This window comes from Candidatus Methylopumilus turicensis (assembly GCF_000953015.1).
Lineage (GTDB): Bacteria > Pseudomonadota > Gammaproteobacteria > Burkholderiales > Methylophilaceae > Methylopumilus_A > Methylopumilus_A turicensis.
This window is the reverse complement of record NZ_LN794158.1, coordinates 1,158,245-1,183,041: the sequence shown is the minus strand read 5'-3', so window position 1 is coordinate 1,183,041 and position 24,797 is coordinate 1,158,245. Positions and strand designations below refer to the sequence as shown.

General features: G+C 43.6%; 25 protein-coding genes and 1 tRNA gene. 22 read left to right on the top strand and 4 right to left on the bottom strand.

Translation table 11 applies throughout. The annotated features are described in order from the left end of the window. Positions 1 to 30: 30 nt before the first annotated feature. The 19 genes from BN1209_RS05980 (at position 31) to BN1209_RS05885 (ending at position 19,508) form a co-directional block, all read left to right on the top strand. Positions 31 to 1,842 (top strand): putative bifunctional diguanylate cyclase/phosphodiesterase, encoded by a 1,812-nt coding sequence (locus BN1209_RS05980; protein WP_144402551.1) that lies wholly within the window; start codon positions 31 to 33, stop codon positions 1,840 to 1,842. A gap of 397 nt (positions 1,843 to 2,239) precedes the next feature. Then, entirely contained in the window at positions 2,240 to 2,596 is a 357-nt protein-coding gene (locus BN1209_RS05970) for an NADH-quinone oxidoreductase subunit A (protein WP_045751376.1), read from the top strand. 31 nt (positions 2,597 to 2,627) lie between these two features. After that, positions 2,628 to 3,104: a NuoB/complex I 20 kDa subunit family protein gene (locus BN1209_RS05965; protein ID WP_045751375.1), complete on the top strand. Its 477-nt coding sequence runs from the start codon at positions 2,628 to 2,630 to the stop codon at positions 3,102 to 3,104. Between the two features lie 11 nt (positions 3,105 to 3,115). Then, positions 3,116 to 3,709: an NADH-quinone oxidoreductase subunit C gene (locus BN1209_RS05960; protein ID WP_045751374.1), complete on the top strand. Its 594-nt coding sequence runs from the start codon at positions 3,116 to 3,118 to the stop codon at positions 3,707 to 3,709. A 120-nt stretch (positions 3,710 to 3,829) separates the two neighbouring features. Next, on the top strand, positions 3,830 to 5,083 hold the full coding sequence (locus tag BN1209_RS05955) for an NADH-quinone oxidoreductase subunit D (RefSeq protein WP_045751373.1): 1,254 nt from the start codon (positions 3,830 to 3,832) through the stop codon (positions 5,081 to 5,083). After that, positions 5,083 to 5,556, top strand: coding sequence for an NADH-quinone oxidoreductase subunit NuoE (gene nuoE / locus BN1209_RS05950; protein ID WP_045751372.1), 474 nt, complete (start codon positions 5,083 to 5,085; stop codon positions 5,554 to 5,556). Before BN1209_RS05955 ends, nuoE begins: the two co-directional genes overlap by 1 nt. After that, positions 5,556 to 6,878 (top strand): NADH-quinone oxidoreductase subunit NuoF, encoded by a 1,323-nt coding sequence (nuoF, locus tag BN1209_RS05945; RefSeq protein ID WP_045751371.1) that lies wholly within the window; start codon positions 5,556 to 5,558, stop codon positions 6,876 to 6,878. The genes nuoE and nuoF overlap by 1 nt, the downstream gene beginning before the upstream one ends. A gap of 1 nt (position 6,879) precedes the next feature. Then, positions 6,880 to 9,261 carry an NADH-quinone oxidoreductase subunit NuoG gene (gene nuoG / locus BN1209_RS05940; protein WP_045751370.1) on the top strand — a complete coding sequence of 794 codons (2,382 nt, stop codon included), beginning with the start codon at positions 6,880 to 6,882 and terminating at the stop codon, positions 9,259 to 9,261. 26 nt (positions 9,262 to 9,287) lie between these two features. Beyond that, positions 9,288 to 10,313 carry an NADH-quinone oxidoreductase subunit NuoH gene (nuoH, locus tag BN1209_RS05935; RefSeq protein ID WP_045752007.1) on the top strand — a complete coding sequence of 342 codons (1,026 nt, stop codon included), beginning with the start codon at positions 9,288 to 9,290 and terminating at the stop codon, positions 10,311 to 10,313. A 21-nt stretch (positions 10,314 to 10,334) separates the two neighbouring features. Further along, positions 10,335 to 10,826 carry an NADH-quinone oxidoreductase subunit NuoI gene (gene nuoI, locus BN1209_RS05930; protein ID WP_045751369.1) on the top strand — a complete coding sequence of 164 codons (492 nt, stop codon included), beginning with the start codon at positions 10,335 to 10,337 and terminating at the stop codon, positions 10,824 to 10,826. 27 nt (positions 10,827 to 10,853) lie between these two features. Further along, positions 10,854 to 11,489: an NADH-quinone oxidoreductase subunit J gene (locus BN1209_RS05925; protein ID WP_045751368.1), complete on the top strand. Its 636-nt coding sequence runs from the start codon at positions 10,854 to 10,856 to the stop codon at positions 11,487 to 11,489. Then, on the top strand, positions 11,489 to 11,794 hold the full coding sequence (nuoK, locus tag BN1209_RS05920) for an NADH-quinone oxidoreductase subunit NuoK (protein WP_045751367.1): 306 nt from the start codon (positions 11,489 to 11,491) through the stop codon (positions 11,792 to 11,794). Before BN1209_RS05925 ends, nuoK begins: the two co-directional genes overlap by 1 nt. A gap of 36 nt (positions 11,795 to 11,830) precedes the next feature. After that, positions 11,831 to 13,852 (top strand): NADH-quinone oxidoreductase subunit L, encoded by a 2,022-nt coding sequence (gene nuoL, locus BN1209_RS09165; RefSeq protein WP_420885811.1) that lies wholly within the window; start codon positions 11,831 to 11,833, stop codon positions 13,850 to 13,852. Beyond that, positions 13,853 to 15,343, top strand: a complete 1,491-nt coding sequence (locus BN1209_RS09160) for an NADH-quinone oxidoreductase subunit M (RefSeq protein WP_045751366.1) — start codon at positions 13,853 to 13,855, stop codon at positions 15,341 to 15,343. Between the two features lie 40 nt (positions 15,344 to 15,383). Then, positions 15,384 to 16,832, top strand: coding sequence for an NADH-quinone oxidoreductase subunit NuoN (gene nuoN / locus BN1209_RS05905; protein WP_045751365.1), 1,449 nt, complete (start codon positions 15,384 to 15,386; stop codon positions 16,830 to 16,832). A 12-nt stretch (positions 16,833 to 16,844) separates the two neighbouring features. After that, on the top strand, positions 16,845 to 17,135 hold the full coding sequence (locus BN1209_RS05900) for a DUF2818 family protein (protein ID WP_045751364.1): 291 nt from the start codon (positions 16,845 to 16,847) through the stop codon (positions 17,133 to 17,135). A 184-nt stretch (positions 17,136 to 17,319) separates the two neighbouring features. Further along, positions 17,320 to 18,066 carry a L,D-transpeptidase Cds6 family protein gene (locus BN1209_RS05895; protein WP_144402550.1) on the top strand — a complete coding sequence of 249 codons (747 nt, stop codon included), beginning with the start codon at positions 17,320 to 17,322 and terminating at the stop codon, positions 18,064 to 18,066. A 4-nt stretch (positions 18,067 to 18,070) separates the two neighbouring features. Continuing rightward, positions 18,071 to 18,649 (top strand): NUDIX domain-containing protein, encoded by a 579-nt coding sequence (locus tag BN1209_RS05890; RefSeq protein WP_045751362.1) that lies wholly within the window; start codon positions 18,071 to 18,073, stop codon positions 18,647 to 18,649. 16 nt (positions 18,650 to 18,665) lie between these two features. Beyond that, complete coding sequence (locus tag BN1209_RS05885; RefSeq protein WP_045751361.1) at positions 18,666 to 19,508, top strand: NAD-dependent epimerase/dehydratase family protein; 843 nt, start codon at positions 18,666 to 18,668, stop codon at positions 19,506 to 19,508. Here the strand turns inward: BN1209_RS05885 and BN1209_RS05880 are convergent. Beyond that, positions 19,481 to 20,977, bottom strand: a complete 1,497-nt coding sequence (locus BN1209_RS05880) for a pyridoxal phosphate-dependent decarboxylase family protein (RefSeq protein WP_045751360.1) — start codon at positions 20,975 to 20,977, stop codon at positions 19,481 to 19,483. The genes BN1209_RS05885 and BN1209_RS05880 overlap by 28 nt on opposite strands. Next, positions 20,978 to 21,604: a 2OG-Fe(II) oxygenase gene (locus BN1209_RS05875; protein WP_052661107.1), complete on the bottom strand. Its 627-nt coding sequence runs from the start codon at positions 21,602 to 21,604 to the stop codon at positions 20,978 to 20,980. It lies immediately after the preceding gene. A gap of 90 nt (positions 21,605 to 21,694) precedes the next feature. Between BN1209_RS05875 and BN1209_RS05870 the strand changes: the two genes are divergently transcribed. Then, positions 21,695 to 21,771 (top strand) — tRNA-Val (locus tag BN1209_RS05870). Positions 21,772 to 21,877: 106 nt separating this feature from the next. Beyond that, positions 21,878 to 22,471 (top strand): hypothetical protein, encoded by a 594-nt coding sequence (locus BN1209_RS05865; protein ID WP_045751359.1) that lies wholly within the window; start codon positions 21,878 to 21,880, stop codon positions 22,469 to 22,471. Between the two features lie 17 nt (positions 22,472 to 22,488). Here BN1209_RS05865 and BN1209_RS05860 read toward each other — a convergent pair whose 3' ends face one another. Both BN1209_RS05860 and cysC read right to left on the bottom strand, forming a co-directional pair. Continuing rightward, positions 22,489 to 23,325, bottom strand: a complete 837-nt coding sequence (locus BN1209_RS05860) for a COG3904 family protein (RefSeq protein WP_144402549.1) — start codon at positions 23,323 to 23,325, stop codon at positions 22,489 to 22,491. A gap of 20 nt (positions 23,326 to 23,345) precedes the next feature. After that, entirely contained in the window at positions 23,346 to 23,918 is a 573-nt protein-coding gene (gene cysC / locus BN1209_RS05855) for an adenylyl-sulfate kinase (protein ID WP_082048408.1), read from the bottom strand. A 72-nt stretch (positions 23,919 to 23,990) separates the two neighbouring features. On the opposite strand from cysC, the gene cysQ reads away from it, so the two are divergent. Next, a complete protein-coding gene (gene cysQ / locus BN1209_RS05850; RefSeq protein WP_231855121.1) occupies positions 23,991 to 24,797 on the top strand; it encodes a 3'(2'),5'-bisphosphate nucleotidase CysQ in 807 nt (268 codons plus the stop codon).

Sequence of the window (24,797 nt, the reverse complement as noted above, 5' to 3'; positions counted from 1 at the left end):
TACTTTTATTCAAGCTATTAGAAATCTATCGTGAATATTAGGGTTTTAGAATTGGACGTATTAAATAAAAACAAGCTTGAGACGGAAAACTTAGTGGACGAGCTAGTCTCCGCCAATAAGCTACTTCTTGCACAAAATGCAGCATTAGCCCATGAAAATAAAGAACTTGGCGTTATTGCGTCCATTTTTAATTCGCAAGAGGGGATGGCGATTGTTGATGCTAGTCTCAATATCGTGCGTGTGAATAAAGCTTTTACAGAAATTACTGGCTATAGCGCAGAAGAAGCCATTGGGATGACGCCTAAATTGCTTAGCTCTGGTAAGCACGACAAAGTTTTTTATGCTCGCATGTGGCAGAGCTTGAACAACGAGGGGAGATGGGAAGGGGAAATTTGGAATCGCCGCAAAAATGGTGAAATTTATCCTCAGTACCTGAGCATTGCTGTGGTTTACCATGCTGCAGGCCATGTTGCTAATTACGTTTCCACGTTGACAGATATTTCTAAAGGTAAAGCGGCAGCAGATAAGATCTCTAATCTTGCTTTTTATGACCCTCTAACGCAGTTGCCTAATCGCCGTTTATTTCTTGATCGGCTTGGTCACGAGTTGGTGGCTAATAATCGAGATGTTCGAAGAGGCGCTCTGCTCTTTATTGATTTAGACCATTTTAAAAATCTCAATGACACCCTTGGGCATATGGTGGGTGATTTATTACTTCAGCAGGTGGCTGCGCGCTTAATGCTGAGTGTTAGAAAAACGGATACCGTGGCGCGGCTGAGTGGTGATGAGTTTTTTATTTTTTTAGCCAATTTAAGTGATAACGAAATTGAGTGCGCTAAGCGAGCTAAAGAGCTTGCAGATAAGATGATTGGCTTATTTGATACAGCGTTTTTGCTTAATGAGCATAGTTATAGAATCACAGCGAGCATGGGCGTGACCTTATTTAATGGGGATGAAACTTCTATTGATATGGTGCTAAAGCAGGCAGATATTGCCATGTATCAGGCCAAAGCAAAAGGTCGAAATACAGTTTGCTTCTTCGAGAATAGGATGCAGGATGATATTACTCGTTACGTGAAACTTGAGCGTGAACTAACCACAGCGATTGCGTTAGGGCAGTTTGAGTTGTTTTATCAAGTGCAGGTAGATGACAAGCAAAAGCCATTTGGTGCTGAAGCCCTCATTCGCTGGAACCATCCAGAGCTAGGTTTGGTCTCGCCAGGTTACTTTATTGAAATGGCGGAAGAAACTGGCTTGATTGTGCCGATAGGTCAATGGGTGTTAGAAGCTGCATGCGAGCAATTAAAAGCTTGGGAAGCGATCCCGAAAATGCGTAGCCTTACCTTAGCCGTCAATATTAGTAGTAAACAATTCCATCAAGATGACTTTGTCACGCACATAAAACATATTGTTAAGCAGTATGGTATTCATCCTGCCTTGCTCAAGCTTGAGTTGACTGAAACTGCATTTAGTAAAAACATCGAGTCCTTGATTTCAAGCATGACGGCCTTAAAAGGCATAGGCATACAATTTGAACTAGATGATTTTGGAACGGGGTATTCTTCTTTGCAATACCTTAAGCGGCTTCCGCTTGAACAGCTCAAGATTGACCAATCATTTGTGCGTGAGATTGAATACAACGAAAATGACAAACAGATTGTTCGGACCATTATCTCAATGACGCAAAACTTAGATTTAAAAGTGATTGCCGAAGGGGTGGAAACAGAAAACCAAAAACAAATTTTACTAGATAGTGGTTGTCAGCGTTTCCAAGGGTATTTGTTTGGTAAGCCTTTACCTATTGCTGAGTTTGAAGAGTCGATTTTAAATTCAATTGCTTAATTTTACTTCAAGTCATCGAGGTGTTCTTCATTCCTTAGCATCTCTAGCCATATTCATTCTCTGACTCTGTCCTAAACTTTTAAATGAGTTTGAAGCTTTCAGTTTCAGATCTTATATTTGGTATCTTGTATTTGGTATCTTGTAGCACGCTATCTAAGTTCGATATTTTCAAGTGTTGTGCTTATTTTGGTTTTGAGTGCATTGATTGAACGATTTTATGCATTATATTGTCATGACAAAGGCTTACCATTAATTGCATTAAAATCTTTGCCAAGACGCGAAATGGCTTTGCCAGAGGCCCCAAGCTTGGGTTACAATTGTTGCAATTTTTTGAGGTTAAAAAACTTCAATGATTGCATTAAGCAATCATCAATCGCAGTGAAACCGGAGTTTTAACGTGCTGGAAAATTATTTTCCTATTCTTCTTTTTGTGTTGGTTGGCTTAGCCGTTGGTGTTGGACCACTTGTCCTTGGAAAGCTTGTTTCTCCAAACCGCCCGGACGCAGCAAAAAATTCCCCTTATGAGTGTGGTTTTGAAGCATTTGAAGATGCTCGCATGAAGTTTGACGTGCGTTATTACCTCGTCGCTATTTTGTTTATTTTGTTTGATTTGGAAATCGCATTCTTATTTCCTTGGGCGGTTGTGCTCAAAGAAATTGGATTGTTTGGCTTCTTGGCCATGATGGTGTTCCTTGGTGTGTTAGTCGTTGGTTTCATCTATGAATGGATGAAGGGCGCGCTGGAATGGGAATAACAATAAGTCTGCTTGAGATGAAAGTACTCAAATGAGCATCGAAGGTATTTTAGAAAAAGGTTTTGTCACCACGACGCTAGACACGGTGATTAACTACACAAGAACAGGTTCAATGTGGCCAATGACGTTCGGGTTGGCATGTTGCGCGGTTGAGATGATGCATGCGGGTGCTGCCCGTTACGATTTAGACCGCTTCGGTATTGTGTTCCGCCCGAGTCCACGTCAGTCTGATGTGATGATTGTGGCTGGTACGCTTGTGAATAAAATGGCACCCGCGCTTCGTAAGGTGTATGACCAAATGGCAGAGCCGCGTTGGGTGATCTCAATGGGCTCATGCGCCAATGGTGGTGGTTATTATCACTATTCCTATGCTGTGGTGCGAGGTTGTGACCGCATCGTGCCAGTTGATGTGTATGTGCCAGGATGCCCTCCAACAGCAGAAGCTTTGCTCTACGGCATTATTCAGCTGCAAAACAAGATCAAACGCACCAACACGATCGCTCGCTAAGGTAAAAGAAGATGACGCGATTAGAGACCCTCAAAGAAAACATCGAAACAGTCCTTGGTGATCAAATCACCAAATTAACATTGGCACTCAATGAGTTAACCATTGAGTGTGCTGCGGCTGACTTGATTAAAGTCACTAAAAAATTACGTGATCACAAGACGCTCAAGTTTGAACAATTAATCGATTTATGCGGCGTAGATTACCAAGATTATGCGGATGGCACTTGGGAGGGTTTGCGTTTTGCCACGGTTTACCATTTGCTTTCTGTGACGCTTAATCATCGAATCCGCTTAAGAGTGTTTGCGACGGAAGATGACTTCCCAGTGTTTCCAACATTAGTTGAGCTTTATCCAGTTGCCAATTGGTTTGAGCGTGAGTCATTCGACCTGTTCGGTATCATGTATGAAGGCCACCCAGATTTGCGTCGATTGCTGACTGACTATGGTTTTGTCGGTCATCCGTTCAGAAAAGATTTCCCAATGATTGGTAACGTCGAGATGCGTTACGATCCAGAACAGCAGCGTGTGGTGTATCAGCCTGTTTCCATCGAATTGCGTAATAATGTGCCGCGAGTTATACGCGACGAGGGCTTCCATAATGGCTAATTGCAATTTGTCTTCAAGTGATTACGGCGTTGTCGTCGCTCGACGTACTGTTTGTACTGTCATCACTCCTTCGCCTTGTCTTCACTCGAAGACAAATCGCAAAATGAATGAAAGTTTGCTATGGCAGAAATAAGAAATTACACCATGAACTTCGGTCCGCAGCATCCTGCGGCGCACGGGGTGTTACGTTTAGTGCTTGAGCTTGATGGCGAAGTGATTCAGCGTGCTGACCCGCACATTGGCTTACTCCACCGTGGCACAGAAAAGTTAGCGGAAAACCGTACTTACTTGCAATCTGTTCCTTACATGGATCGCCTTGATTATGTATCCATGATGGCGAATGAGCATGCCTATGTCATGGCCATCGAGAAGATGATGGCGATTGATGTGCCATTTCGTGCGCAATATATTCGCGTGATGTTTGATGAGATCACCCGTATTTTGAATCACCTGCTCTGGTTGGGTGCGCATGCCCTAGATGTCGGTGCAATGAGTGTGTTCTTGTATGCCTTCCGTGAGCGTGAAGATTTGTTTGACGTTTATGAAGCGGTTTCTGGCGCACGTATGCATGCCGCATATTATCGTCCGGGTGGCGTTTATCGTGATTTGCCAGAACGCATGCCGCAGCATTTGGAAACTAAATTCCGTAGCAAAAAAGAAATCCACAAGCTCAATGACAACCGTCAGGGTTCAGTGCTTGATTTTATTGAAGATTTCGCAAACCGCTTTCCAGGCTATGTGGATGAATATGAAACGCTACTCACTAATAATCGCATTTGGAAACAGCGTACGGTAGGGGTTGGTGTTGTGACGCCGGAGCGTGCATTAGCGCTTGGTATGACAGGCCCAATGTTGCGTGGCTCTGGCATTGCTTGGGACTTACGTAAAAAACAACCATATGAAGTTTATGACAAGCTTGACTTCGATATTCCTGTTGGCGTGAATGGCGATTGCTATGATCGCTACCTCGTTCGTATTGAAGAGTTTAGACAATCGAATCGCATCATCAAACAGTGTGTTGAATGGTTGCGTAAAAATCCTGGTCCAGTGATTAGCAGCGACAACAAAGTGGCGCCGCCGGATCGCGAGGGCATGAAAACGAACATGGAAGATTTGATTCACCATTTCAAATTGTTCACAGAAGGTTTTCACGTGCCAGTAGGTGAGGCTTATGCTGCTGTTGAGCATCCTAAGGGTGAGTTCGGTATTTATATGATTTCGGATGGCGCGAATAAACCTTATCGCTTAAAAATTCGTGCGCCTGGCTTCCCACATTTGGCGGCTTTAGATGAAATGACAAAGGGCCATATGATTGCCGATTTGGTGGCCATCATTGGTACGCAAGATATTGTGTTTGGGGAGATTGATCGATAATGTTGTCTCAAGTGTCTCTCGATAAGATCGAATACGAATTAACTAAGTATCCAAAAGAAAACCGCCAAGGCGCAGTGATGTCTGCATTGCGTATTGCACAGGCTGAAAAAGGTTGGCTCTCTAAAGAAACCATTGCGTATGTGGCTGAGTATTTGGGTATTCCAGCCATTGCAGCTTTAGAAGTCGCAACCTTTTACAACATGTACGACTTGCAGCCAGTGGGTAAATACAAAATCACCATTTGTACCAACATTTCATGCATGTTGCGCGGCTCTGACGAAATTGTGGACCACCTTCAAACCAAGCTAGGTGTTGGTTTCAATGAAGTCACACCAGATGGTCAGTTTTGCTTAAAAGAGGGTGAATGCATGGGCTGTTGTGGTGGTGCACCATTGATGCATGTCAACAACACAAAAATGCATGAGTTTTTAACGCCAGCTAAAGTCGATGAAATTCTCGGGGAGTTGAAGTAATGTCATTACATAAAGCCCCTATTGTTAGCGATTTGAATAAACAAACCTTGGTGACATTGCGCACCTTGTCTGCGTCTAGTGATGCTAACCCTGGTAGTCTAAAAAATTACGAAAAGCTCGGTGGCTACGCGCAATTCAAGCGTATTGTCACGGACAAAGTAAAAGCGACTGACATTATTACTGAAGTGAAAACTTCAGGCTTGCGTGGCCGTGGTGGCGCAGGCTTCCCAACCGGTCTTAAGTGGAGCTTTATGCCACGTTACTTCGATGGTACTAAGTACCTCGTATGTAACACCGACGAAGGCGAGCCAGGCACCTTTAAAGATCGCGATATTATTCGCTATAACCCACATCAACTGATTGAAGGCATGGCGATTGCCGCTTATACCTTGGGTGCGCGCGTTGGATATAACTACATCCACGGTGAGATTTGGGAAGACTACGAGATTTTTGAAGAAGCATTAGATGAAGCAAGAAAAGCGGGTTATTTGGGTGAAAACCTATTTGGTACTAACTTCTGTTTCGATCTTTATGCCGTGCATGGTTACGGTGCTTACATTTGCGGTGAAGAAACCGCACTGATTGAATCTATCGAAGGCAAAAAAGGCCAACCACGCTTTAAGCCACCATTCCCAGCGAGTTACGGGGTCTTTGGTAAGCCAACCAATGTGAATAACACTGAGTCTTATGCTTCGATCCCATGGATTTTGCAACACGGCGGTCAAGCGTTTCAAGACCTAGGCGTTTCTAACTCAGGTGGGACCAAGCTGTTCTCAGTGTCAGGCCATGTAGAAAAGCCAGGTAACTATGAAGTTAAAATGGGCACGCCGTTTATTGATTTGCTCGAAATGGCGGGCGGGATTTGGAAGGGTCGTACGCTTAAAGCGGTGATTCCTGGCGGCCCATCAACCGCGGTGATGCCGGCATCAGCGATTCTAGGTGCAACCATGGATTATGAAGGGCTATCAAAAGCTGGCTCTAGCTTGGGTGCGGGCTCGATGATTGTGATGGATGACACGACTTGTATGGTGACCACCCTCAAGCGTTTGTCTTACTTCTTTTATGAAGAGTCATGTGGCCAATGTACGCCATGCCGTGAAGGGACAGGTTGGGTATATCGCGTGATTAAACGCATCGTGGATGGCGAAGGCAAGATGGAAGACTTGGACTTGTTGACAGATATTAGTAACAACATTTCAGGCCGCACAATTTGTGCGCTTGGCGAGGCAGCGGCAACGCCAGTCCTCAGTTTTATTAAGCATTTCAGACCAGAATTTGAATATTACATTCAGCATGGCAAATCCATGGTGACAGGCAAATAATATGTTGAAGATTGAAATAGACGGCAAACAAGTCGAAGTCGAAAACGGCACGACGATTATCGACGCGGCTGACCAGCTTGGCGTTGCAATTCCTCGTTTTTGCTACCATAAGAAATTGTCTGTGGCCGCCAACTGCCGTATGTGCTTGGTGCAAGTTGAGAAATTTAACAAACCATTACCGGCCTGTGCAACGCCAGTTGCCGATGGTATGAAGATTTTCACACGCTCGAAATCAGCGATTGAAGCACAAAAAAGCGTGATGGAATTTTTACTGATTAACCATCCTTTAGATTGCCCAATTTGCGATCAAGGTGGTGAGTGTGATTTGCAGGATGTCGCCGTTGCTTATGGTGGAAGCGGTTCACGCTACACGGAAGAAAAACGTGTGGTGTTCAATAAAAACATCGGCCCGCTTGTCAGCACCGATATGACCCGTTGTATTCAATGTACGCGCTGTGTTCGCTTCTTGAAAGAAGTGGGCGGCATGCAAGAGCTTGGCCTAGTTGGTCGTGGCGAACATGCTGAGATTACGGCTTATGTCGATAAGAGCGTTGATTCTGAGCTTTCAGGCAATATCATTGATTTGTGTCCAGTAGGTGCATTAACCAGCAAGCCATTCCGTTACTCAGCACGTAGCTGGGAATTAACACGTCGTCCAACCATCGCAGCCCATGACGGCTTGGGCTCCCACGTTGAAGTGCACGTCAAAAATGATCGCGTGATGCGCATTGTGCCGCGTGAAAAAGAAAGCATTAACGAGTGTTGGTTATCTGACCGCGATCGCTTTTCATACGATGGTTTAAATAGTCCAGAGCGCTTGACCAAGCCGATGATTAAGCATCATGGCGAATGGCATGAGACAGACTGGAAGTCAGCACTCGAGTATGCTGCCCGTCAAATTAATGAGACGGTAGAGGAAGATCCTGCTGGTTTAGGCTTCTTAGTTTCACCTAATGCCACGATGGAAGAGGGTTTCTTAGCGAAGAAAATCGCACGCGCGCTCTCATGTGGCAATATCGATCACCGTTTACGTCGTAGTGATTTCCGTTTAGATGGCCGCTTTCATGGCACGCCTTGGATGGGATGTAATATTGCCGACGTTCAAAAAATGGATCGTATATTAGTGGTGGGTAGCAATCTACGTAATGAACATCCACTCCTGACACAACGTATTCGTCGCGCAGTTGCTGACGGTGCAGAGTTGTCCATGGTGAACCCGATGAATGACGATCAGCTGATTAAGGTGAGTCATCAAGCGATTTGTTCACCGAACGATATCGTCAATGTGTTGGCACAGATTCTAAAAGCCATGTCTGGCTTACAACGTCTATCTCTTTGCTTGCCTAAATCGATTAGCGATTTGTTAGAAGGCGTCGTCGTGCGTGAGAACAGCCAGGCGATTGCTGAGAGCTTAGCCGGTCACGGTAAAGAATTAGATTTAATCAATCCAAAGAGTGCATTATTCTTGGGTAATATTGCCCAATATCATCCACGCTATGCTGAAATTTATACATTAGCTGAAGCGATTGCTTCGCTCTGCGGTGCCACGTTCGGTGTGTTATTCGAATCATCAGACCGCGTCGGTTTGGACATGGTGCGTGTGATTCCTGGCCAAGGCGGATTAAACGCTAGAACCATGTTGGAACAACCAAGAAAAACTTATGTGCTTCTGAATGTAGAGCCAGAGTTTGATTGTGCAAACCCAGCCGTGGCAAATGCAGCCATGGAAAAAGCAGAGTGCGTCATTGCGCTGACGGCTTATAAATCAAGCGCACTTGAAAATGCCGATGTGTTACTGCCTATCGCACCATTTACTGAAACCTCAGGCACACGCATGAGCATGGAAGGTCGTGTTCAAAGCTTTGCTGCCGCTGTTAAGCCGCTTGGAGAGTGCCGTCCTGCTTGGAAGGTGTTGCGTGTGTTAGCGAATACACTAGACCTAGACGGTTTTAATTTTGAGAGTAGCGAGCAAGTGAAAACTGAAGTGTTTGGTGGTGAAAAACCATCTACAGTCGTCTGGAATCGTTTGAACAACAACCTACGTATTTTGTTTGATGTGAAAGTGCAAGAAAAAACAAACGTACTCCAACGCTTAGGGGAAGTCCCACAGTACTTGATGGACTCTGTTGTGCGTCGCTCTGGCCCGCTAAATAAAACTAAACAAGTTGCCGAGCCTGTCGCTGGGATGAACGCTAAACTAATGGCCGAGCTAGGTGTGCAAGAGGGTGACTTGGTTGTGGTAAAACAAGGGATTGGTTCTGCAAAGCTAAAAGTTAAGCTGGATGCTGGTTTAGCCAAGGGTACTGTACGTGTTCCAACTGGCTATGACTTGACTTCATCTTTGGGTGAGTTGATGGGCGAGATTGAGGTGGCAAAAGCATGAGCGGATTCATTGAGTCATTCTTAGCCATGGGTGCCACCACGTTTGGTTCATCCTGGCCTGCGGTTTCTTTGACGGTGTGGACGCTGCTCAAAATTGTGGCCATCGTTTTGCCGTTAATGGGTGCCGTTGCCTATTTAACACTCGCTGAACGTAAAGTGATTGGCTATATGCAAGTGCGTATTGGCCCAAATCGTGTGGGTTACTTCGGTTTGCTTCAGCCGCTAGCTGACGGTATCAAATTATTGATGAAGGAAATTATTATTCCTTCGGAATCAAGCAAAGGTTTGTTTTTGCTTGGGCCTGTACTTGCGATCGCCCCGGCATTTGCGGCTTGGGCAGTCGTGCCATTTGATCCAGATATGGTGTTAGCGAATGTGGATGCAGGATTACTTTATATCCTAGCGATGACCTCTGTTGCGGTCTACGGCGTAATCATTGCGGGTTGGGCATCGAACTCTAAATACGCCTTCTTGGGCGCGCTTCGTTCTGCCGCACAAATCGTGTCATATGAAATTGCAATGGGCTTTGCTTTGGTGGGCGTGTTGATGTGCGCTAACTCATTAAATCTTGGCAAAATCGTCATGGCGCAATCAGGCGGTATTTTTGAATGGTACTGGTTGCCATTGTTTCCGCTGTTTATTGTGTATTTTATTAGTGCGGTCGCTGAAACTAACCGCGCGCCATTTGACGTCGCTGAAGGCGAGTCTGAAATTGTAGCGGGTTTCCACGTTGAGTATTCAGGCATGGCCTTTGCGGTGTTCTTCTTAGCTGAATATGCCAACATGATTTTGGTGTCTATGCTTGCTGCGATTATGTTCTTGGGCGGTTGGTTGTCACCTGTGCCTTCACTCATTCCAGATAGCTTCTTGTGGCTATTAGCAAAAGTGGGCTTCTTGCTGTTCTTCTTCTTGTGGTTCCGTGCGACTTTCCCACGTTATCGTTACGACCAAATCATGCGTCTAGGCTGGAAAGTATTTATTCCAATTACACTGGTTTGGATTATTGTCGTTGGTGGTTTGATGCAAACTTCTTGGGGCTATTTGTTCCACTAGGTGGGCGATTAAGAGCTAAATATGTTTAAGAAAATTAAAGAAGTTATTTCAAGTTTAATGCTCATCGAGCTGCTGAGAGGCATGCTACTGACAGGGCGTTATTTCTTTGCACGTAAGATTACGGTGCAATACCCTGAAGAGCGTACCCCAATATCTTCACGCTTTAGAGGTTTACACGCACTGCGCCGCTACGAAAATGGTGAAGAGCGTTGTATCGCTTGTAAGCTTTGCGAGGCGGTTTGTCCTGCCATGGCGATTACCATCGAATCAGAGCAGCGCGAAGACAATACACGCCGAACCACAAAGTACGATATCGATTTAACTAAATGTATTTTCTGCGGCATGTGTGAAGAGTCTTGCCCAGTGGATTCTATTGTTGAAACTCGTATATTTGAGTATCACGGTGAGCAACGTGGTGATTTGCTTTACACCAAAGAGATGTTGCTTGCGGTGGGCGATAAGCTTGAAGCGCAAATTGCTGCTGACCGTTCTGTTGACGCTAGATTTAGATAAGGCGCTTTAAGTATGATATCCCACAGCATGATTTTTCAAGACTACGTTTTTTATTCGCTCGCGATCATTCTGCTATTTGCAGGTTTGCGTGTAATTACCGCGCGTAACCCAGTGCATGCCGCCTTGTTCTTGGTGCTTGCTTTCTTTACTGCAGCTGGCATTTGGTTGTTACTAGAAGCAGAGTTTCTTGCGATAGCGTTGGTGCTGGTGTATGTAGGCGCCGTGATGGTGTTGTTCCTGTTTGTGGTGATGATGCTAGACATTAACCTCGACAAGTTGCGAGAAGGCTTCTGGGATTATTTGCCGATGGCTGGTTTCATTGGGGTGCTGATGGCTGCCGAAATGGTGATGATTCTTGGCACCAAGCATTTTGGCCTAGCACGCATCAGCGCACCAAAAGCACACGCTGCTGACTACAGCAATACGGCGGAATTAGGTCGTGTGCTCTATACCGATTATCTAATGCCGTTTGAACTAGCCGCTGTCGTATTGCTAGTAGCGATTGTTGCGGCCATTGCCTTAACACTTCGTGATCGTAAAGACTCCAAATTTATTAATCCTGCAGACCAAGTCAGAGTAAAGCGTGCAGATCGTATTCGTATGGTGAGCATGCCAGCTGAGGTTGAAGTGCCTGCAGTGGAAACAGAAAAGGCGAAATCATAATGGTCAGCTTGTCACATTATTTGATTTTAGGTTCATTGCTATTTGCCATCAGTGTGGTGGGGATTTTTCTTAACCGCAAAAACGTGATTATTTTATTAATGGCGATTGAGTTGATGTTGCTCGCGGTAAATTTGAATTTCATTGCTTTTTCACATTACTTAAACGACATCGCTGGCCAAGTGTTCGTATTTTTTATTCTCACGGTGGCGGCGGCAGAGTCGGCAATTGGTCTGGCGATTTTAGTCGTGCTGTTTAGAAACTTAAGAACCATTAACGTTGATGACCTTGATAGCTTAAAAGGCTAATTTGAAATAATGAACATGCTATCTATGAATATCTCAATGCAACAAATTTACCTAGCCATTCCGCTATTGCCACTCATTGCTTCAGCCATTGTGGGGATTGCCAATAAAGCTTTACCTCGCTGCTTTGCCCATATCCTGACGATAATAGGCGTAGCGGGGGCATTTGCTTTGTCTGTGTATGTGTTCTTGGATGTCTTGCAAGGTAATACCTATAACGGCACGGTTTATACCTGGATGACCACTGGCAGTTATACGTTTCAAGTGGGCTTTTTGATTGATAAATTAACCACCATGATGATGTTGGTGGTGACGTTTGTTTCATTAATGGTGCATATCTACACCATCGGCTATATGCACGAAGATGAAGGTTATCGTCGTTTCTTTAGCTATATCTCACTATTCACTTTCTCGATGTTGATGCTCGTGATGGCGAATAACTTTATGCAGTTATTCTTTGGCTGGGAAGCGGTAGGCTTGGTTTCTTACTTGCTGATTGGTTTCTGGTACACCCGCCCAACGGCGATCTACGCTAACTTAAAAGCATTCTTGGTGAACCGTGTCGGTGACTTTGGGTTCTTGCTTGGGATCGGCATGGTGCTTTGGTGCTTCGGTAGCCTTGATTACACAACCGCGTTTGAGCAAGCACCGCGTTTCGCGCATGCCACAGTGGATATTATTCCTGGTGTGCATTGGTCAACCATGACGGTGATTTGCATTTTATTATTTATCGGCGCGATGGGTAAATCAGCGCAAGTGCCATTGCATGTTTGGTTGCCTGACTCAATGGAAGGCCCAACGCCAATTTCAGCCTTGATCCACGCGGCAACGATGGTGACAGCGGGTATCTTTATGGTGGCACGAATGTCACCGTTGTTTGAATTGTCCACGACCGCACTTTCATTTGTGATGGTCATTGGTGCGATTACAGCGCTATTTATGGGCTTTCTTGGCATTATTCAAAATGATATTAAACGTGTGGTGGCTTATTCAACGCTTTCGCAGCTAGGCTATATGACGGTTGCACTTGGTGCTTCAGCTTACTCAGTGGCCATCTTCCATCTGATGACCCACGCTTTCTTCAAGGCCTTGTTATTCTTAGGCGCTGGCTCTGTCATTATGGGGATGCACCACGATCAAGACATCCGCAATATGGGTGGGCTTCGTAAGTACATGAAGATTACTTGGTTGACCTCACTAATTGGTTCATTAGCCTTAATCGGTACGCCATTCTTATCAGGCTTTTACTCTAAAGATTCGATTATTGAAGCGGCGAAGTTGTCGCACATTCCAGGCAGTGGTTTCGCTTACTTCGCAGTGCTTGCAGGTGTGTTTGTCACGGCCTTTTATTCATTCCGTATGTATTTCTTGGTATTCCACGGTAAAGAGCGTTGGATGGATGCAAAGGCGCATCACCAAGAAGCAGGCCATGATGACCATGCACATGACGACCATGACCATCACCACGGCCTAGGCCCTAATGATGTACCGCACGAGCAGCCATGGGTGGTGACATTGCCGCTTGTGTTACTGGCGATTCCATCACTCGCGATTGGTTTTATTGCGATTGAGCCGATGTTATTTAAAGGCTTTTTTGACGACATTATTTTTATCGATAGCGCAGCACATCCGGTGATGCATGAGCTTGCTGAAGACTTCCACGGCGCAGTTGCAATGGGCTTACATAGTTTGACCTCATTACCATTTATCCTTGCACTTTCTGGGGTAGTGTTGTCGTGGTTCTTCTACATGAAGCGCCCAGATATTCCAGCTGCTATCCAAGCTAAATGCGGTTTGATTATGCTTGTACTAGAAAACAAATACGGCTTCGACAGTTTTAACGAAAAAGTATTCGCAGGTGGCTCACGCTTAGTCGGTAGCAAACTTTGGAAAATTGGTGATGTGCAGTTGATTGATGGTGTGATGGTCAATGGTACGGCGAATCTGATTGGCCGTATCTCCAAGGTAGTTCGTGGATTGCAGTCAGGTCTGATTTACCACTATGCGTTTGCCATGATTATTGGCGTATTTTTACTACTTACCTTATTCATGAAGGTTTAAATGACAAGCTTGCCTCTTCTTAGTCTTGCGATTTGGGTGCCTATCTTAGCGGGCATCTTAGTCTTGTTTACTGGCGATGATAAAAATGCATCATCTGCGCGTTGGATTGCTTTGCTGGGAAGTTTAGTGGCCTTTGCTGTGACCATTCCGCTTTATACAGGCTTCAATTTTGCGGATGGGGGCTTCCAGTTTCAAGAGGGTTTTAGCTGGATTCCAACCTTCAATATTCATTACCACTTAGGTGCTGACGGTATCGCTGTGCCTTTGATTTTGCTCACAAGCTTTACTACGATTTTGGTGGTGATTGCCGCTTGGGAAGTCATTCAAAAGCGTGTTGCGCAATATATGGCCGCTTTCTTGATTATGTCTGGTTTGATGATCGGCGTATTTAGTGCGTTAGATGCCATCCTCTACTATGTATTTTGGGAAGCGATGTTGATTCCAATGTTCTTGGTGATTGGTGTTTGGGGCGGTCCAAATCGCGTTTATGCGACGATTAAGTTCTTCCTCTACACCTTGCTTGGTTCATTGCTGATGTTGGTGGCTTTCATCTATTTGTTCTATCAAACTAATAGTTTTGAAATCGTGGATTACTACCACTTGCCGATGACAATGCCAGTACAAATTTTGGTGTTCTTGGCATTCTTTATGGCTTTTGCGGTGAAGATTCCAATGTGGCCAGTGCATACATGGCTGCCAGATGCCCACGTTGAAGCGCCAACAGGTGGTTCAGTTGTGTTGGCAGCGATTGCCTTGAAGTTGGGCGGTTATAGCTTCTTACGCTTTGCCATGCCAATTGCGCCAGATGCTGCGCACTATCTTTCTGGCTTTATGATTGCTTTGTCACTGATTGCTGTGGTGTATATCGCGTTTGTGGCATTGGTTCAGCAAGACATGAAAAAGCTGATTGCCTATTCATCCATCTCACACATGGGTTTCGTGACGCTAGGTTTCTTCTTGTTTAATTCGATTGGCCTTGAGGGCTCAATTGTACAAATGATTTCACACGGGTTTATTTCAAGTGCGATGTTTTTGAGTGTAGGTGTGCTTTACGACCGTATGCACTCGCGTCAAATTGCCGATTACGGTGGGGTGGTGAATACCATGCCTAAGTTTGCAGCCTTTGCCGTTCTATTTGCGATGGCCAATGCAGGTTTGCCAGGCACATCAGGTTTTGTGGGTGAATTTATGGTGATTTTGGGCGCATTACAAAATAACTTCTGGTTCGCTTTCTTAGCATCAACGACCTTGATTTTGGGTGCGGCTTACACTTTGTGGATGGTGAAGCGAGTGTTCTTTGGCGAGATTGCCAATTCGCATGTGGCGGAATTGGTCGATTTGAACAAACGTGAATTGTTTATCTTAAGCACACTCGCAATATTGGTGATTGGCTTTGGTGTTTATCCTCAGCCGATTACAGAAATGACGCACGCAACGGTCTCGCAATTTTTAGACCACATGGCACAAACGAAAATACCAGCAGGTTTATAAGGCGCGTTGATTCGCCGGACACGAATGGAAATATAGAAATATGAATGGACTTCAATCAGATATTATTTCAGCGCTACCAGAGCTTTTTGTGCTCTCTATGGCGATGTTCATTTTATTGACGGATTTGTTTTTAAAGCCATCTAACCGCATCGTTATTTTCTTACTGACGCAACTTACTTTACTGGGTGCGGCTTTTATCACTATCGCTACCCACAAACCGAGTGTTATTTATGCGTTTAGCGGCATGTTTGTGGATGACTCTTTTGCCGATGTGATGAAGGTCATGATTTATCTCAGCACCGCACTATTTTTGGTGTACAGCCGTTCTTACATTACTTTGCGCGGCATGTTCCGTGGCGAGTTTTATGCCTTAGTACTATTTGCAATGGCAGGCATGATGGTGATGGTGTCGGGACAACATTTCTTGACGCTCTACATGGGTTTAGAGCTACTGTCTTTATGCTTGTATGCCTTGGTAGCGCTAGACCGTGATAATGCTCGTGCAACAGAAGCTGCGATGAAGTACTTTGTATTGGGCGCATTGGCTTCTGGCATGTTGCTCTATGGGATGTCCATGATGTACGGCGCAACAGGTAGTTTGAATATTTCTGAAGTAGCAAGTGCGTTATTAAATGGCTCACAAGACAAACCAGTGCTTGTATTGGGTACAGTGTTTATTGTCGCTGGCTTGGCGTTCAAATTAGGTGCGGTGCCTTTCCAAATGTGGGTGCCAGATGTTTATGAGGGCTCTCCAACGGCTGTGACCTTGTTTATTGGCTCTGTCACTAAGCTTGCTGCGTTTGCATTTTTGATTCGCATCTTGGCGCAAGGTTTGTACGTGCTAGCGATTGATTGGCATAGTATGCTCATGATCATGGCCGTGCTTTCCATCATCATCGGTAACATCACGGCGATTGCACAAACCAATCTTAAACGTATGTTTGCTTATTCAACGATTTCTCATGTTGGTTTCTTATTGTTTGGTTTGATGAGCGCCAGCATGAATGGCTATATCTCATCGATGTTCTATATTGTTTCTTACGTGCTGATGACCTTGGCCGGCTTTGGCATGATTTTATTGCTCTCGCGTAAAGGGTTTGAAGCTGAGCAGTTAGATGATTTGAAAGGCCTTAATCAACGCAGCCCATGGTTTGCATTCATGATGCTGATCACCATGTTCTCAATGGCTGGCGTTCCACCAACATTAGGCTTCTACGCTAAATTTGCCGTGCTGCAAGCCGCGCTTCAAGCAGGCTTTTTATGGCTAGTGGTGTTTGCTGTGCTCATGGCAGTGATCGGTGCTTTCTATTATTTACGCATCGTAAAACTCATGTATTTTGATGAGCCAACAGATAACAAACCTATTATCAACCCCCCAGAAATGAACATCTTGCTCAGCCTTAATGCGCTAGCGTTATTGGCATTAGGGATAATGCCGCAACCTTTAATGGATATGTGTGCCTACGCAGTCGCACACAGTCTCCAATAGGCCATCATCTAAATGACCAATCTTATTCTCTTGTTATTAGCATTGGTTCTGGCGAATTCGCCTTGGTTTTCTGATCGTTTATTTTTTGTGATTCCTGTGAAGCACCAACCTAAAAATATCGCTTGGTGTTTGTTTGAATTAATTAGTTTGTACTTCATTCTTGGATTCATCATTCGCTACGCTGAACAAGCAAAAATGGGGCAGGTCGCTACTCAGAAATGGGAGTTTTATGCGATTACGGCTTGTCTGTTTTTAGTCTTAGCATTCCCTGGTTTTATCTATCGTTTTTTCTGGAAGAAGTAATCTAACTTAACATGACGCTGTTCCTTGATAAGGAAAATATCAAATGAAAAGTTATCCTTTGATTAAAATGATTTTGTTATGTTCTACCATTGTTCTCACTTCTTGCACTTACGCGACCAAGCTTGGTGATAAGCTGTTCCCCGATTCAGAATTCAATACTTTAGTTGTCAAAGCAGATGCGGCCATGCAAGATGAACAATGGGCTAAGGCTGCAGAACTATATAAAAAAGCAGGTCATCTTAAACCGGATGACATGGCTCTCAAGTTAAAAGAGGCAAAAGCCTATCAAAATGATGGGAAGTTTTTGCTAGCATTCAATACCTATCAAGTTATCATTGACGCAAAATTGCCCGCTAGTGAAGCGAATAAAAGAATTGAACAAGCTGCAAAAGATAATCAAATTAAATTTGGTTTTAAGATTGCGCCTAGTGATGTTAAGGCAGATCAAGTAAAAGAGTCCCTAAATCAAGAGGTGCTTCAAAAAGATGAAGTCATCGAAGAGAAGGTGATTGAAGAGCCCCCCGCTATTTCAGAGCATTCACTGAGTTTAGAAGAGGTCATGGCACCTCCCGAGCAAGTTAAAGCTTTTGCGGAGGATACGAATAAATCTGTCTTGGAAGCGCTTAACGCTTGGGCGGGTGCGTGGGAGACTAAAAACTTGACGAAGTATTTTGCCCACTATGTCGATGATTTTGCCGGGGACCTTCCAAATGCTAAAGCGTGGCGTCAGTCTAGAAAGATTAAAATATTGCACAGTCCGCACATTAAAGTCAGTCTGTCAGAAATTCAAGTACTGAGGCACCAAGGGACGGTCGAAGTTACTTTTAAGCAAAATTATGAGTCTGCGACCTATCAGGATATCGGACACAAGACCTTGGTCATGAAATATTTAAAAGGACGTTGGCTCATCAAGAAAGAGTTATTTAACTAAAGATATGAATAAAGAAGATCAACATTTAATTGAAAGTCGTCTTTCATCCGAATTGGTTTTGGATGGGGGATTTCTAAAAGTCAAACGCGACCAAGTGCTTTTACCAAGTGGCAACCAAAGTCAGCGAGAGTTCATTTTGCATCCAGGGGCGGTGCTAATTATTCCAATGCTTGATAATGGAAATTTGCTGCTTGAGCGCCAATTTCGCTATCCCTTGAATCGGGTGTTTGTTGAATTGCCAGCAGGCAAAATCGACCCTGATGAAGATCTGCTATTCACTGGTCAACGAGAGCTGCTCGAAGAAACAGGCTATGTCGCAAAAGAGTGGATGTATCTTGGACACCAACATCCATGCATCGGTTACTCTGATGAAGTGATACACATGTTCTTGGCCAAGGGCTTAGAGGAACGTGACACAAATTTTGATGAGGATGAAGCGATCGAGTTGTTTGAGGCAAGCTTAGATGATTGTTTGCAAATGGTCGCCACTCAGCAAATCACCGATGGTAAAACTGTTTTAGCCTTAATGTATGTTGAGAAATATTTGCAAGGGATTTGGCCAGCTTTGTCTTTGCATGAATAAGGTTAAAGGCTAAGATTTGTCACATCAAGTGCTCATTGTTGGTTGTGGCGATTTAGGCCTTGAGCTTGCACACCAACTTCAATCACATGGCTTAATGCCTATCGGTTTGCGCCGATCTTTACATTCAGATTTTTCATTTGAGTGCATTCAAGCCGACGTGACTGAGCCAAGTTCATTGTTGAGTCTTTCAAGGTTAGATCCTGATTTTCTTGTTTACTGTGTCGCGGCGAGTTCGCAGAACGATGAAAGTTACCGTCAGCATTATGTTGAAGGCTTGCGTAACGTCCTCGCTGCATTGAAAGACGCGAGTAATCTCAAGCACGTGTTTTTTGTGTCTAGTACCAGAATGTATGGCCAAAGAACGGGTGCCTTGCTCGATGAAAACACCGTTCTACAAGAGATGGATTTTGGTGGTCAGCGACTATTGGAAGCGGAAGACTTGCTCAAGCAAGCTGGAAAATTGTGGTCGCACACAGCCTTAAGACTTACCGGTATTTATGGCCCTGGCAGAAATCGTATGATTCACATGGCGGCTAATCCATCTCATTGGCCTCTACAAAATACGATTTCTAATCGCATTCACCGCGATGATGCAGCAGCATTTATTGTGCACTTGATTCAAATGTTTCTGAATACTCAGCCCATTGAAGATTGCTATGTGGTCACAGATAACAGCCCGGTTTCTCAATATGAAGTATTGCTGTGGATAGCCGCGCAAATGGGCATAGAGATTGAGAGTGATATGCCCGATATTGTTGGTGGCAAACGCATGTCGAATCAGCGCATGTTGTCGACAGGGTTTAGTTTGAAATATCCTGATTACAAAGCTGGCTATTTAGCTATGCTCAACACGGCTTGAGATCCCAAAGCCACACGCTCTAGCAATTCATCTAAATCTAGCGCTGTTGTAAATGGATTCATGAGTGTCGTGCGTAACCAAGTAACGCCATGCAAATTCACTTGAGTAATATGGAATGCGCCGCTTTGAATAATGTGCTGGCGAATAGCACTTTGGTGATTGTTGATGGCTTCTTGGCTTAATTTTTTATTCAAAAACCTAAAACACACAATATTCGTTTCAGGCTTCATCAGTAATTCAAAACTAGACTTCCTCTGAATTTTTTCGGCAAAGACTTTAGCTTTAGCAAACGCTTCATCCACCAATGCACCCATGCCTTCAGTACCGTATAAAGAAAATGCGGCCCAAAGTTTGAGTGCCATCATGCGCTTGGTACATTCCAAAGTACGGTAGCTGAGATTAAAGGCCTCGTCTTCATGATTGTCTCCTTGGAATAAATACGAGGCATCTTGGCTAAAGGCGACGTAGCTATGTTGCTCATTTTTAAATAGCACGGCTGAAACGGCTGCGGGCATATACATTAATTTATGCCCATCCCACACCACGGAATCAGCCAGCGCAATGCCGCTTAGTTTTTCACGATGACTCTCTGAGAGGAGGGCGGAAGCGCCATGTGCGCCATCCACATGAAACCATAGCTCATGCGCTTGGCAATACTCCCCAATGGCTTGCAGCGGGTCGATGCTGCCTGTGGGTGTGCATCCTGCATTAGCAACCACAGCGATGATGGTATCTTGGTTTTCTAAACACGTTTGGTGTGCATTTTTCAGTGCGATTAAATCTAATCGACCGTTTTTATCGGTCGTGATTTTAATCACGCTGTTAGTGCCCAAACCCATCAATCCAGCTGCGCGTGAAACGGAATAGTGTGCATGTTCAGAAGCTAATATTCTTAATGCTGGTTGTTGTGTAATGCCATCTTTCCAGACATTAGAGGATGGATTCGCTTTGCTCGTGCTAACTTGCCTAGCCACTAACAAAGCAGTGAGATTGGCCTGTGCGCCACCAGAAGTCAGAACGCCGCCAGCAAAGCTCCAAGACACCTCATCAATCAAAGCGCATAACCAACGAATCACTTGGCGCTCTAGCATCGTGGCACTGGGACCCGCTTCATAAACCGCCATGGCTTGATTGGTCAGCGATGCGACTAAATCGCAAAGCGCTGCCATCGGCAATGGGCAAGCCACTTGATGACCCATATTGTGTGGATGGTGGATGGCTAAGTTGTTGGGGAGAATTTCTTGGCTGAGTTTTTCTAATAAACCTTGCGGATTAATGGTCGATTTCTGAGGTAATGGCAGATGCCAATGTTGATCTTCAATGCTCGGCACTTTCCAATTTAAGACTTTTGAAGTGCCTGCGATATTCGCTTTTAAATGCGCTGCCAATAAATCAATCAATTGATGACCTGTTTCAGCAAATTGCTGCGCATCAAATATTTCAGCGATGATGGGGTTGCTATGTTTCATTTAACTATTCAGGCTTCTTGCTCTAAACCAGCCAGTAATGCTCATGCGTTCTCGGTTGGCGGGTAAGACTTCATGTAGGAAATCGCTCGATAAAAACACCACCATCTTGCCCGCTTGGGGAGTGATGTCAATAAAACGAGTGGTGTCATTTTCATCAAGATACATTCTCAGCTGGCCGCCATCTTCAGCCTTCCAATCGTCATTGAGATATAAAATAGAGCTGATTTTACGTTCTGATTTGCCAATGAATTGGTCGAGATGTTTTTGATAGCCTGCGCCTGGCGGATAAATTGCAAAATGGCTTTCAAACTCAAATAAGCCTAAAAAGAATGCTTGGTTAATCGCTTGTTGAAGTTCCGACATGAGATTCAGATAGTCAATCTCAGCTTCACTTGCATCGCTGGCGTCTATCCAATGAATAAAATCGCCACGAAGTGTTGGGTTCTCTACTTTGGTGATGCCAGTTGTTGCTTTGTGCATTTCGCCGGCGTTTTGCAAAAATTTGGCGTGCGTCGCTAGGCATGCAATCTCTTGAGGATTGAGAAACTGTTCAATCACCGCATAACCCTGTTTTGCGATGTTGTCGGTAATGGTCGAGATTGAGTGTTGTAGAGTGGGGGATGTCATAGTCTTTATTATAGCGTGATGGTGCGTAAGCTTCATTTGCTTAATCAAGGTCAATGCGCTAAAATTCACACCTCTTTTGAAAAGACAAATAGGCGGTTAGCTCAGTTGGTTAGAGCGCTTGGTCGACATCCAAGAGGTCACCAGTTCGAATCTGGTACTGCCTACCAAGACCACTTCTCAGTATTCATTTCCCTTATTGATTTCTCATTGAATCGGTGCGTGATATGTCACGCGGATATTGGGGGCAAGTCACTTTTATAGAGGTTATGTATCATGTTTTTTATAAAAAAATTATCTCAGCGCTACCAACCCGTTGAGGATAGGCTTCAGTTTGCCATCGAAAATGAGTCATCAGAGATTATCGTTCTTTGGATAACGCAAAGAATTTCAAGGCAATTGTTGCGTGCTTTGGATGATAAGTTTAAATTTAGCGCTGCTACAATAGCTTCTAAAGTCAATCCAAAGTCTACAATTTCAACTTTACCTCAGCTTGATCTTCAAAAAAGTCAGGCAAATCATCCATTAAATAAAGCACGACTGGTTGATAATGAGAAATTGAAAGAGCCAGCTGTTATCATCAATGATGCAAAAGAGTCTGGCCTAGTGCATACGCTTAATTTTTCTGTTAAAGAAAATAAGATTGAGATCACTTTCAGATGGGGAATTACGGGTGCAGCATTAGTTCTGCTTGATCAAGATCAACTTAAAGTTTTTTGGAAAGGGCTATTGAAGTTGTTCGCAGTTGCGAAATGGCCTCAAATTGCTATTAATAAAGAACCAAAAGAAACAAGAAAAAATACTGCTGCGACAGATGAAGATGTGGAGGATGCTTTTGAGGCAATTTTAACTTCCAAGTTGATGCATTAAATTAATAAAGCTGAGTATTAATCTCTAAGATTTTTTTTGTAGCACTCCGCAAATACATGAGGCATGTTTTTCACGTAAAGACATTGTTTTAATGTGTTATTAATTTTTTCGTTGAATGTCGCCTGCGATAAATTCTTATTAAAAGCATCTTTAAAGCCTGAGAACTCTCGTTCGACAAAAAAAGAATCAAAGCCATCTAGCCCAAATGTTTTAACGTCATTTTGTGATAGCCAATATAATTTGTCAGTAGAGAGTGATCTAAGTTTTTCATGAAAACTCGGGTTGATATTCATTTCATCGAAGAACCCCTGACTCCCATTATCAAAATCCATTAATTTTTTTTTGGCCACTTCATGAAGATCAGGATTTAACTCATAAACCACTCGAGAGTTTTTATCATTTAACGTAATTTTTGTGGCGTGTATGCCTATCGAGTTAGGAATGGATGATCGATATACTCCAGCTGCATAAATATAAACGCATGCGCTAGCGCATCTGTTGGTAACAAATATAAATGCATTATTTTTTCTCAATAAACGCCCAATTTTGAGTGCTGCCTCTCCGTCACCTCCCATGCTGTCGATTAACACAATAAACCGTCCAGGCTGAATATTTTGATTACCTAACTTTTCGATATTCAGTTTAATTTTATCGTATAAGCTTTTTGAAATTTTGCCACTAATACTGAGAACAGCAATTTGATTTTGGCTATTATTTTTTAGCTCAATAAAATTCGCTGGATCCTCAAGTGATGGACTAAATTGAGCAGCAGAACAGTTGGCGACCCAAAAATGTGCGACCAATAATAATGCGAAGAAGGAACCTATCGATTTTTTGGAATGTATATTGAGCATACTAAATCACAGTCACTTAGTTACTTCCCTAAAGTTAAACTAATGATGGATTCATAATTACTATCGGGTAAGTAATGAATTTCTGCATCAATTGGCGCTTCATAGGGACTATCTATGCCGGTCATATTTTTTAGGAAGCCATCTCTTGCCTTCTTATAAAGACCTTTAGGATCACGTTGTTCACAAACTTCTAAAGGGGTATCGACGAATACTTCAAAAAAATTGTTTGTACCTATAAGATCTCTTGCCATTTTCCTTTCGGATCTGAAGGGGCTGATAAATGCTGTAATCACAATTAATCCTGCATCGATCATCAATTTTGCCACTTCAGCAACGCGACGAATATTTTCTGCTCTATCCTCTTCACTAAACCCTAAATCTTTATTAAGTCCTAATCGTAAATTATCACCATCGAGGATATAGGTATGTTTTTTCAACTGATTTAACTGCATTTCAAGGACGTTTGCTAAGGTGGATTTTCCCGAGCCAGATAGGCCTGTCAGCCAAATTACTTTACCTGTTTGGTCTTTAATTTTTTCACGTTCATGTCGAGTGATATTGATTTTTTGATAATGAATATTCTTAGGTATCATGTTATGTTGGCATCTGTTTGTTTGTAAATGTAGGTCGTCATTAGCATGATTTAAATTTTATAGGATTTAAACTTGATCAACACTCATCATTTAAACGATTTCGTTCCAATACTTAAAAAAATTTGTTTTGAAGCTGGTCAAACTGTGATGAAGGTATATGCTTCGAATAAGCTTGGCGTTAGAGAAAAGTTGGATAAAAGTTTAGTTACTCTAGCTGACTTAGCTTCACATGATTATATTGTAGAGCAATTAAAAAAGACATGGCCAAACATAAGCATTGTTTCTGAGGAAGATACTAGTATTAGTTTTAATTCAAATGGTGTCGAACAGTTTTGGTTGATTGATCCACTTGATGGTACAAAAGAATTCTTGGTTGGAAGTGGCGAATTTACAATTAACATTGCTTTAATTCATAAAACAAAGGCTGTCATGGGATTTGTTTATGCGCCCGCCATGAGTTTGCTTTATTGGGGTGGGCAAGGTCTTGGCGCTTACAGAATGTTAGATCGGGTTGAAACGCCTATACAGGTTGCCCTATATAATCCTGGTGCTATAAAAAGGATAGAGGCGAGCAAAAGTCATTTAAATGATGCTACAACGTCTTTTATTGAGTCTTTGGGCGAGGTTGAATTAAGTTATACGGGAAGTTCGCTTAAGTTTTGTAGAATAGCAGAGGGATCAGCGGATATATATCCCAGAATCGCACCAACGTCCGAGTGGGACACCGCTGCAGCTCAAGCTGTTTTGGAGGCCGCAGGCGGAGTGGTTGTTGATTTGAATGGAAGAAGTCTCGTGTATGGTAAATCAAATATTCTCAACCCGCCCTTTATCGCTACATCCAATCGGAGCTTGATTCCTGGACTTCTCACGGTTTTGTAG

What these genes read in the sequence shown, in the direction of transcription:
- BN1209_RS05965 (WP_045751375.1), top strand. Translation starts at nt 2,628, where the DNA reads ATGAGCATCGAAGGTATTTTAGAAAAAGGTTTTGTCACCACGACGCTA.
- BN1209_RS05960 (WP_045751374.1), top strand. Translation starts at nt 3,116, where the DNA reads ATGACGCGATTAGAGACCCTCAAAGAAAACATCGAAACAGTCCTTGGT.
- BN1209_RS05955 (WP_045751373.1), top strand. Translation starts at nt 3,830, where the DNA reads ATGGCAGAAATAAGAAATTACACCATGAACTTCGGTCCGCAGCATCCT.
- nuoE (WP_045751372.1), top strand. Translation starts at nt 5,083, where the DNA reads ATGTTGTCTCAAGTGTCTCTCGATAAGATCGAATACGAATTAACTAAG.
- nuoF (WP_045751371.1), top strand. Translation starts at nt 5,556, where the DNA reads ATGTCATTACATAAAGCCCCTATTGTTAGCGATTTGAATAAACAAACC.
- nuoG (WP_045751370.1), top strand. Translation starts at nt 6,880, where the DNA reads ATGTTGAAGATTGAAATAGACGGCAAACAAGTCGAAGTCGAAAACGGC.
- nuoH (WP_045752007.1), top strand. Translation starts at nt 9,288, where the DNA reads ATGGGTGCCACCACGTTTGGTTCATCCTGGCCTGCGGTTTCTTTGACG.
- nuoI (WP_045751369.1), top strand. Translation starts at nt 10,335, where the DNA reads ATGTTTAAGAAAATTAAAGAAGTTATTTCAAGTTTAATGCTCATCGAG.
- BN1209_RS05925 (WP_045751368.1), top strand. Translation starts at nt 10,854, where the DNA reads ATGATTTTTCAAGACTACGTTTTTTATTCGCTCGCGATCATTCTGCTA.
- nuoK (WP_045751367.1), top strand. Translation starts at nt 11,489, where the DNA reads ATGGTCAGCTTGTCACATTATTTGATTTTAGGTTCATTGCTATTTGCC.
- nuoL (WP_420885811.1), top strand. Translation starts at nt 11,831, where the DNA reads ATGCAACAAATTTACCTAGCCATTCCGCTATTGCCACTCATTGCTTCA.
- BN1209_RS09160 (WP_045751366.1), top strand. Translation starts at nt 13,853, where the DNA reads ATGACAAGCTTGCCTCTTCTTAGTCTTGCGATTTGGGTGCCTATCTTA.
- nuoN (WP_045751365.1), top strand. Translation starts at nt 15,384, where the DNA reads ATGAATGGACTTCAATCAGATATTATTTCAGCGCTACCAGAGCTTTTT.
- BN1209_RS05900 (WP_045751364.1), top strand. Translation starts at nt 16,845, where the DNA reads ATGACCAATCTTATTCTCTTGTTATTAGCATTGGTTCTGGCGAATTCG.
- BN1209_RS05895 (WP_144402550.1), top strand. Translation starts at nt 17,320, where the DNA reads ATGCAAGATGAACAATGGGCTAAGGCTGCAGAACTATATAAAAAAGCA.
- BN1209_RS05890 (WP_045751362.1), top strand. Translation starts at nt 18,071, where the DNA reads ATGAATAAAGAAGATCAACATTTAATTGAAAGTCGTCTTTCATCCGAA.
- BN1209_RS05880 (WP_045751360.1), bottom strand. Translation starts at nt 20,977, where the DNA reads ATGAAACATAGCAACCCCATCATCGCTGAAATATTTGATGCGCAGCAA.
- BN1209_RS05875 (WP_052661107.1), bottom strand. Translation starts at nt 21,604, where the DNA reads ATGACATCCCCCACTCTACAACACTCAATCTCGACCATTACCGACAAC.
- BN1209_RS05865 (WP_045751359.1), top strand. Translation starts at nt 21,878, where the DNA reads ATGTTTTTTATAAAAAAATTATCTCAGCGCTACCAACCCGTTGAGGAT.
- BN1209_RS05860 (WP_144402549.1), bottom strand. Translation starts at nt 23,325, where the DNA reads ATGCTCAATATACATTCCAAAAAATCGATAGGTTCCTTCTTCGCATTA.
- cysC (WP_082048408.1), bottom strand. Translation starts at nt 23,918, where the DNA reads ATGATACCTAAGAATATTCATTATCAAAAAATCAATATCACTCGACAT.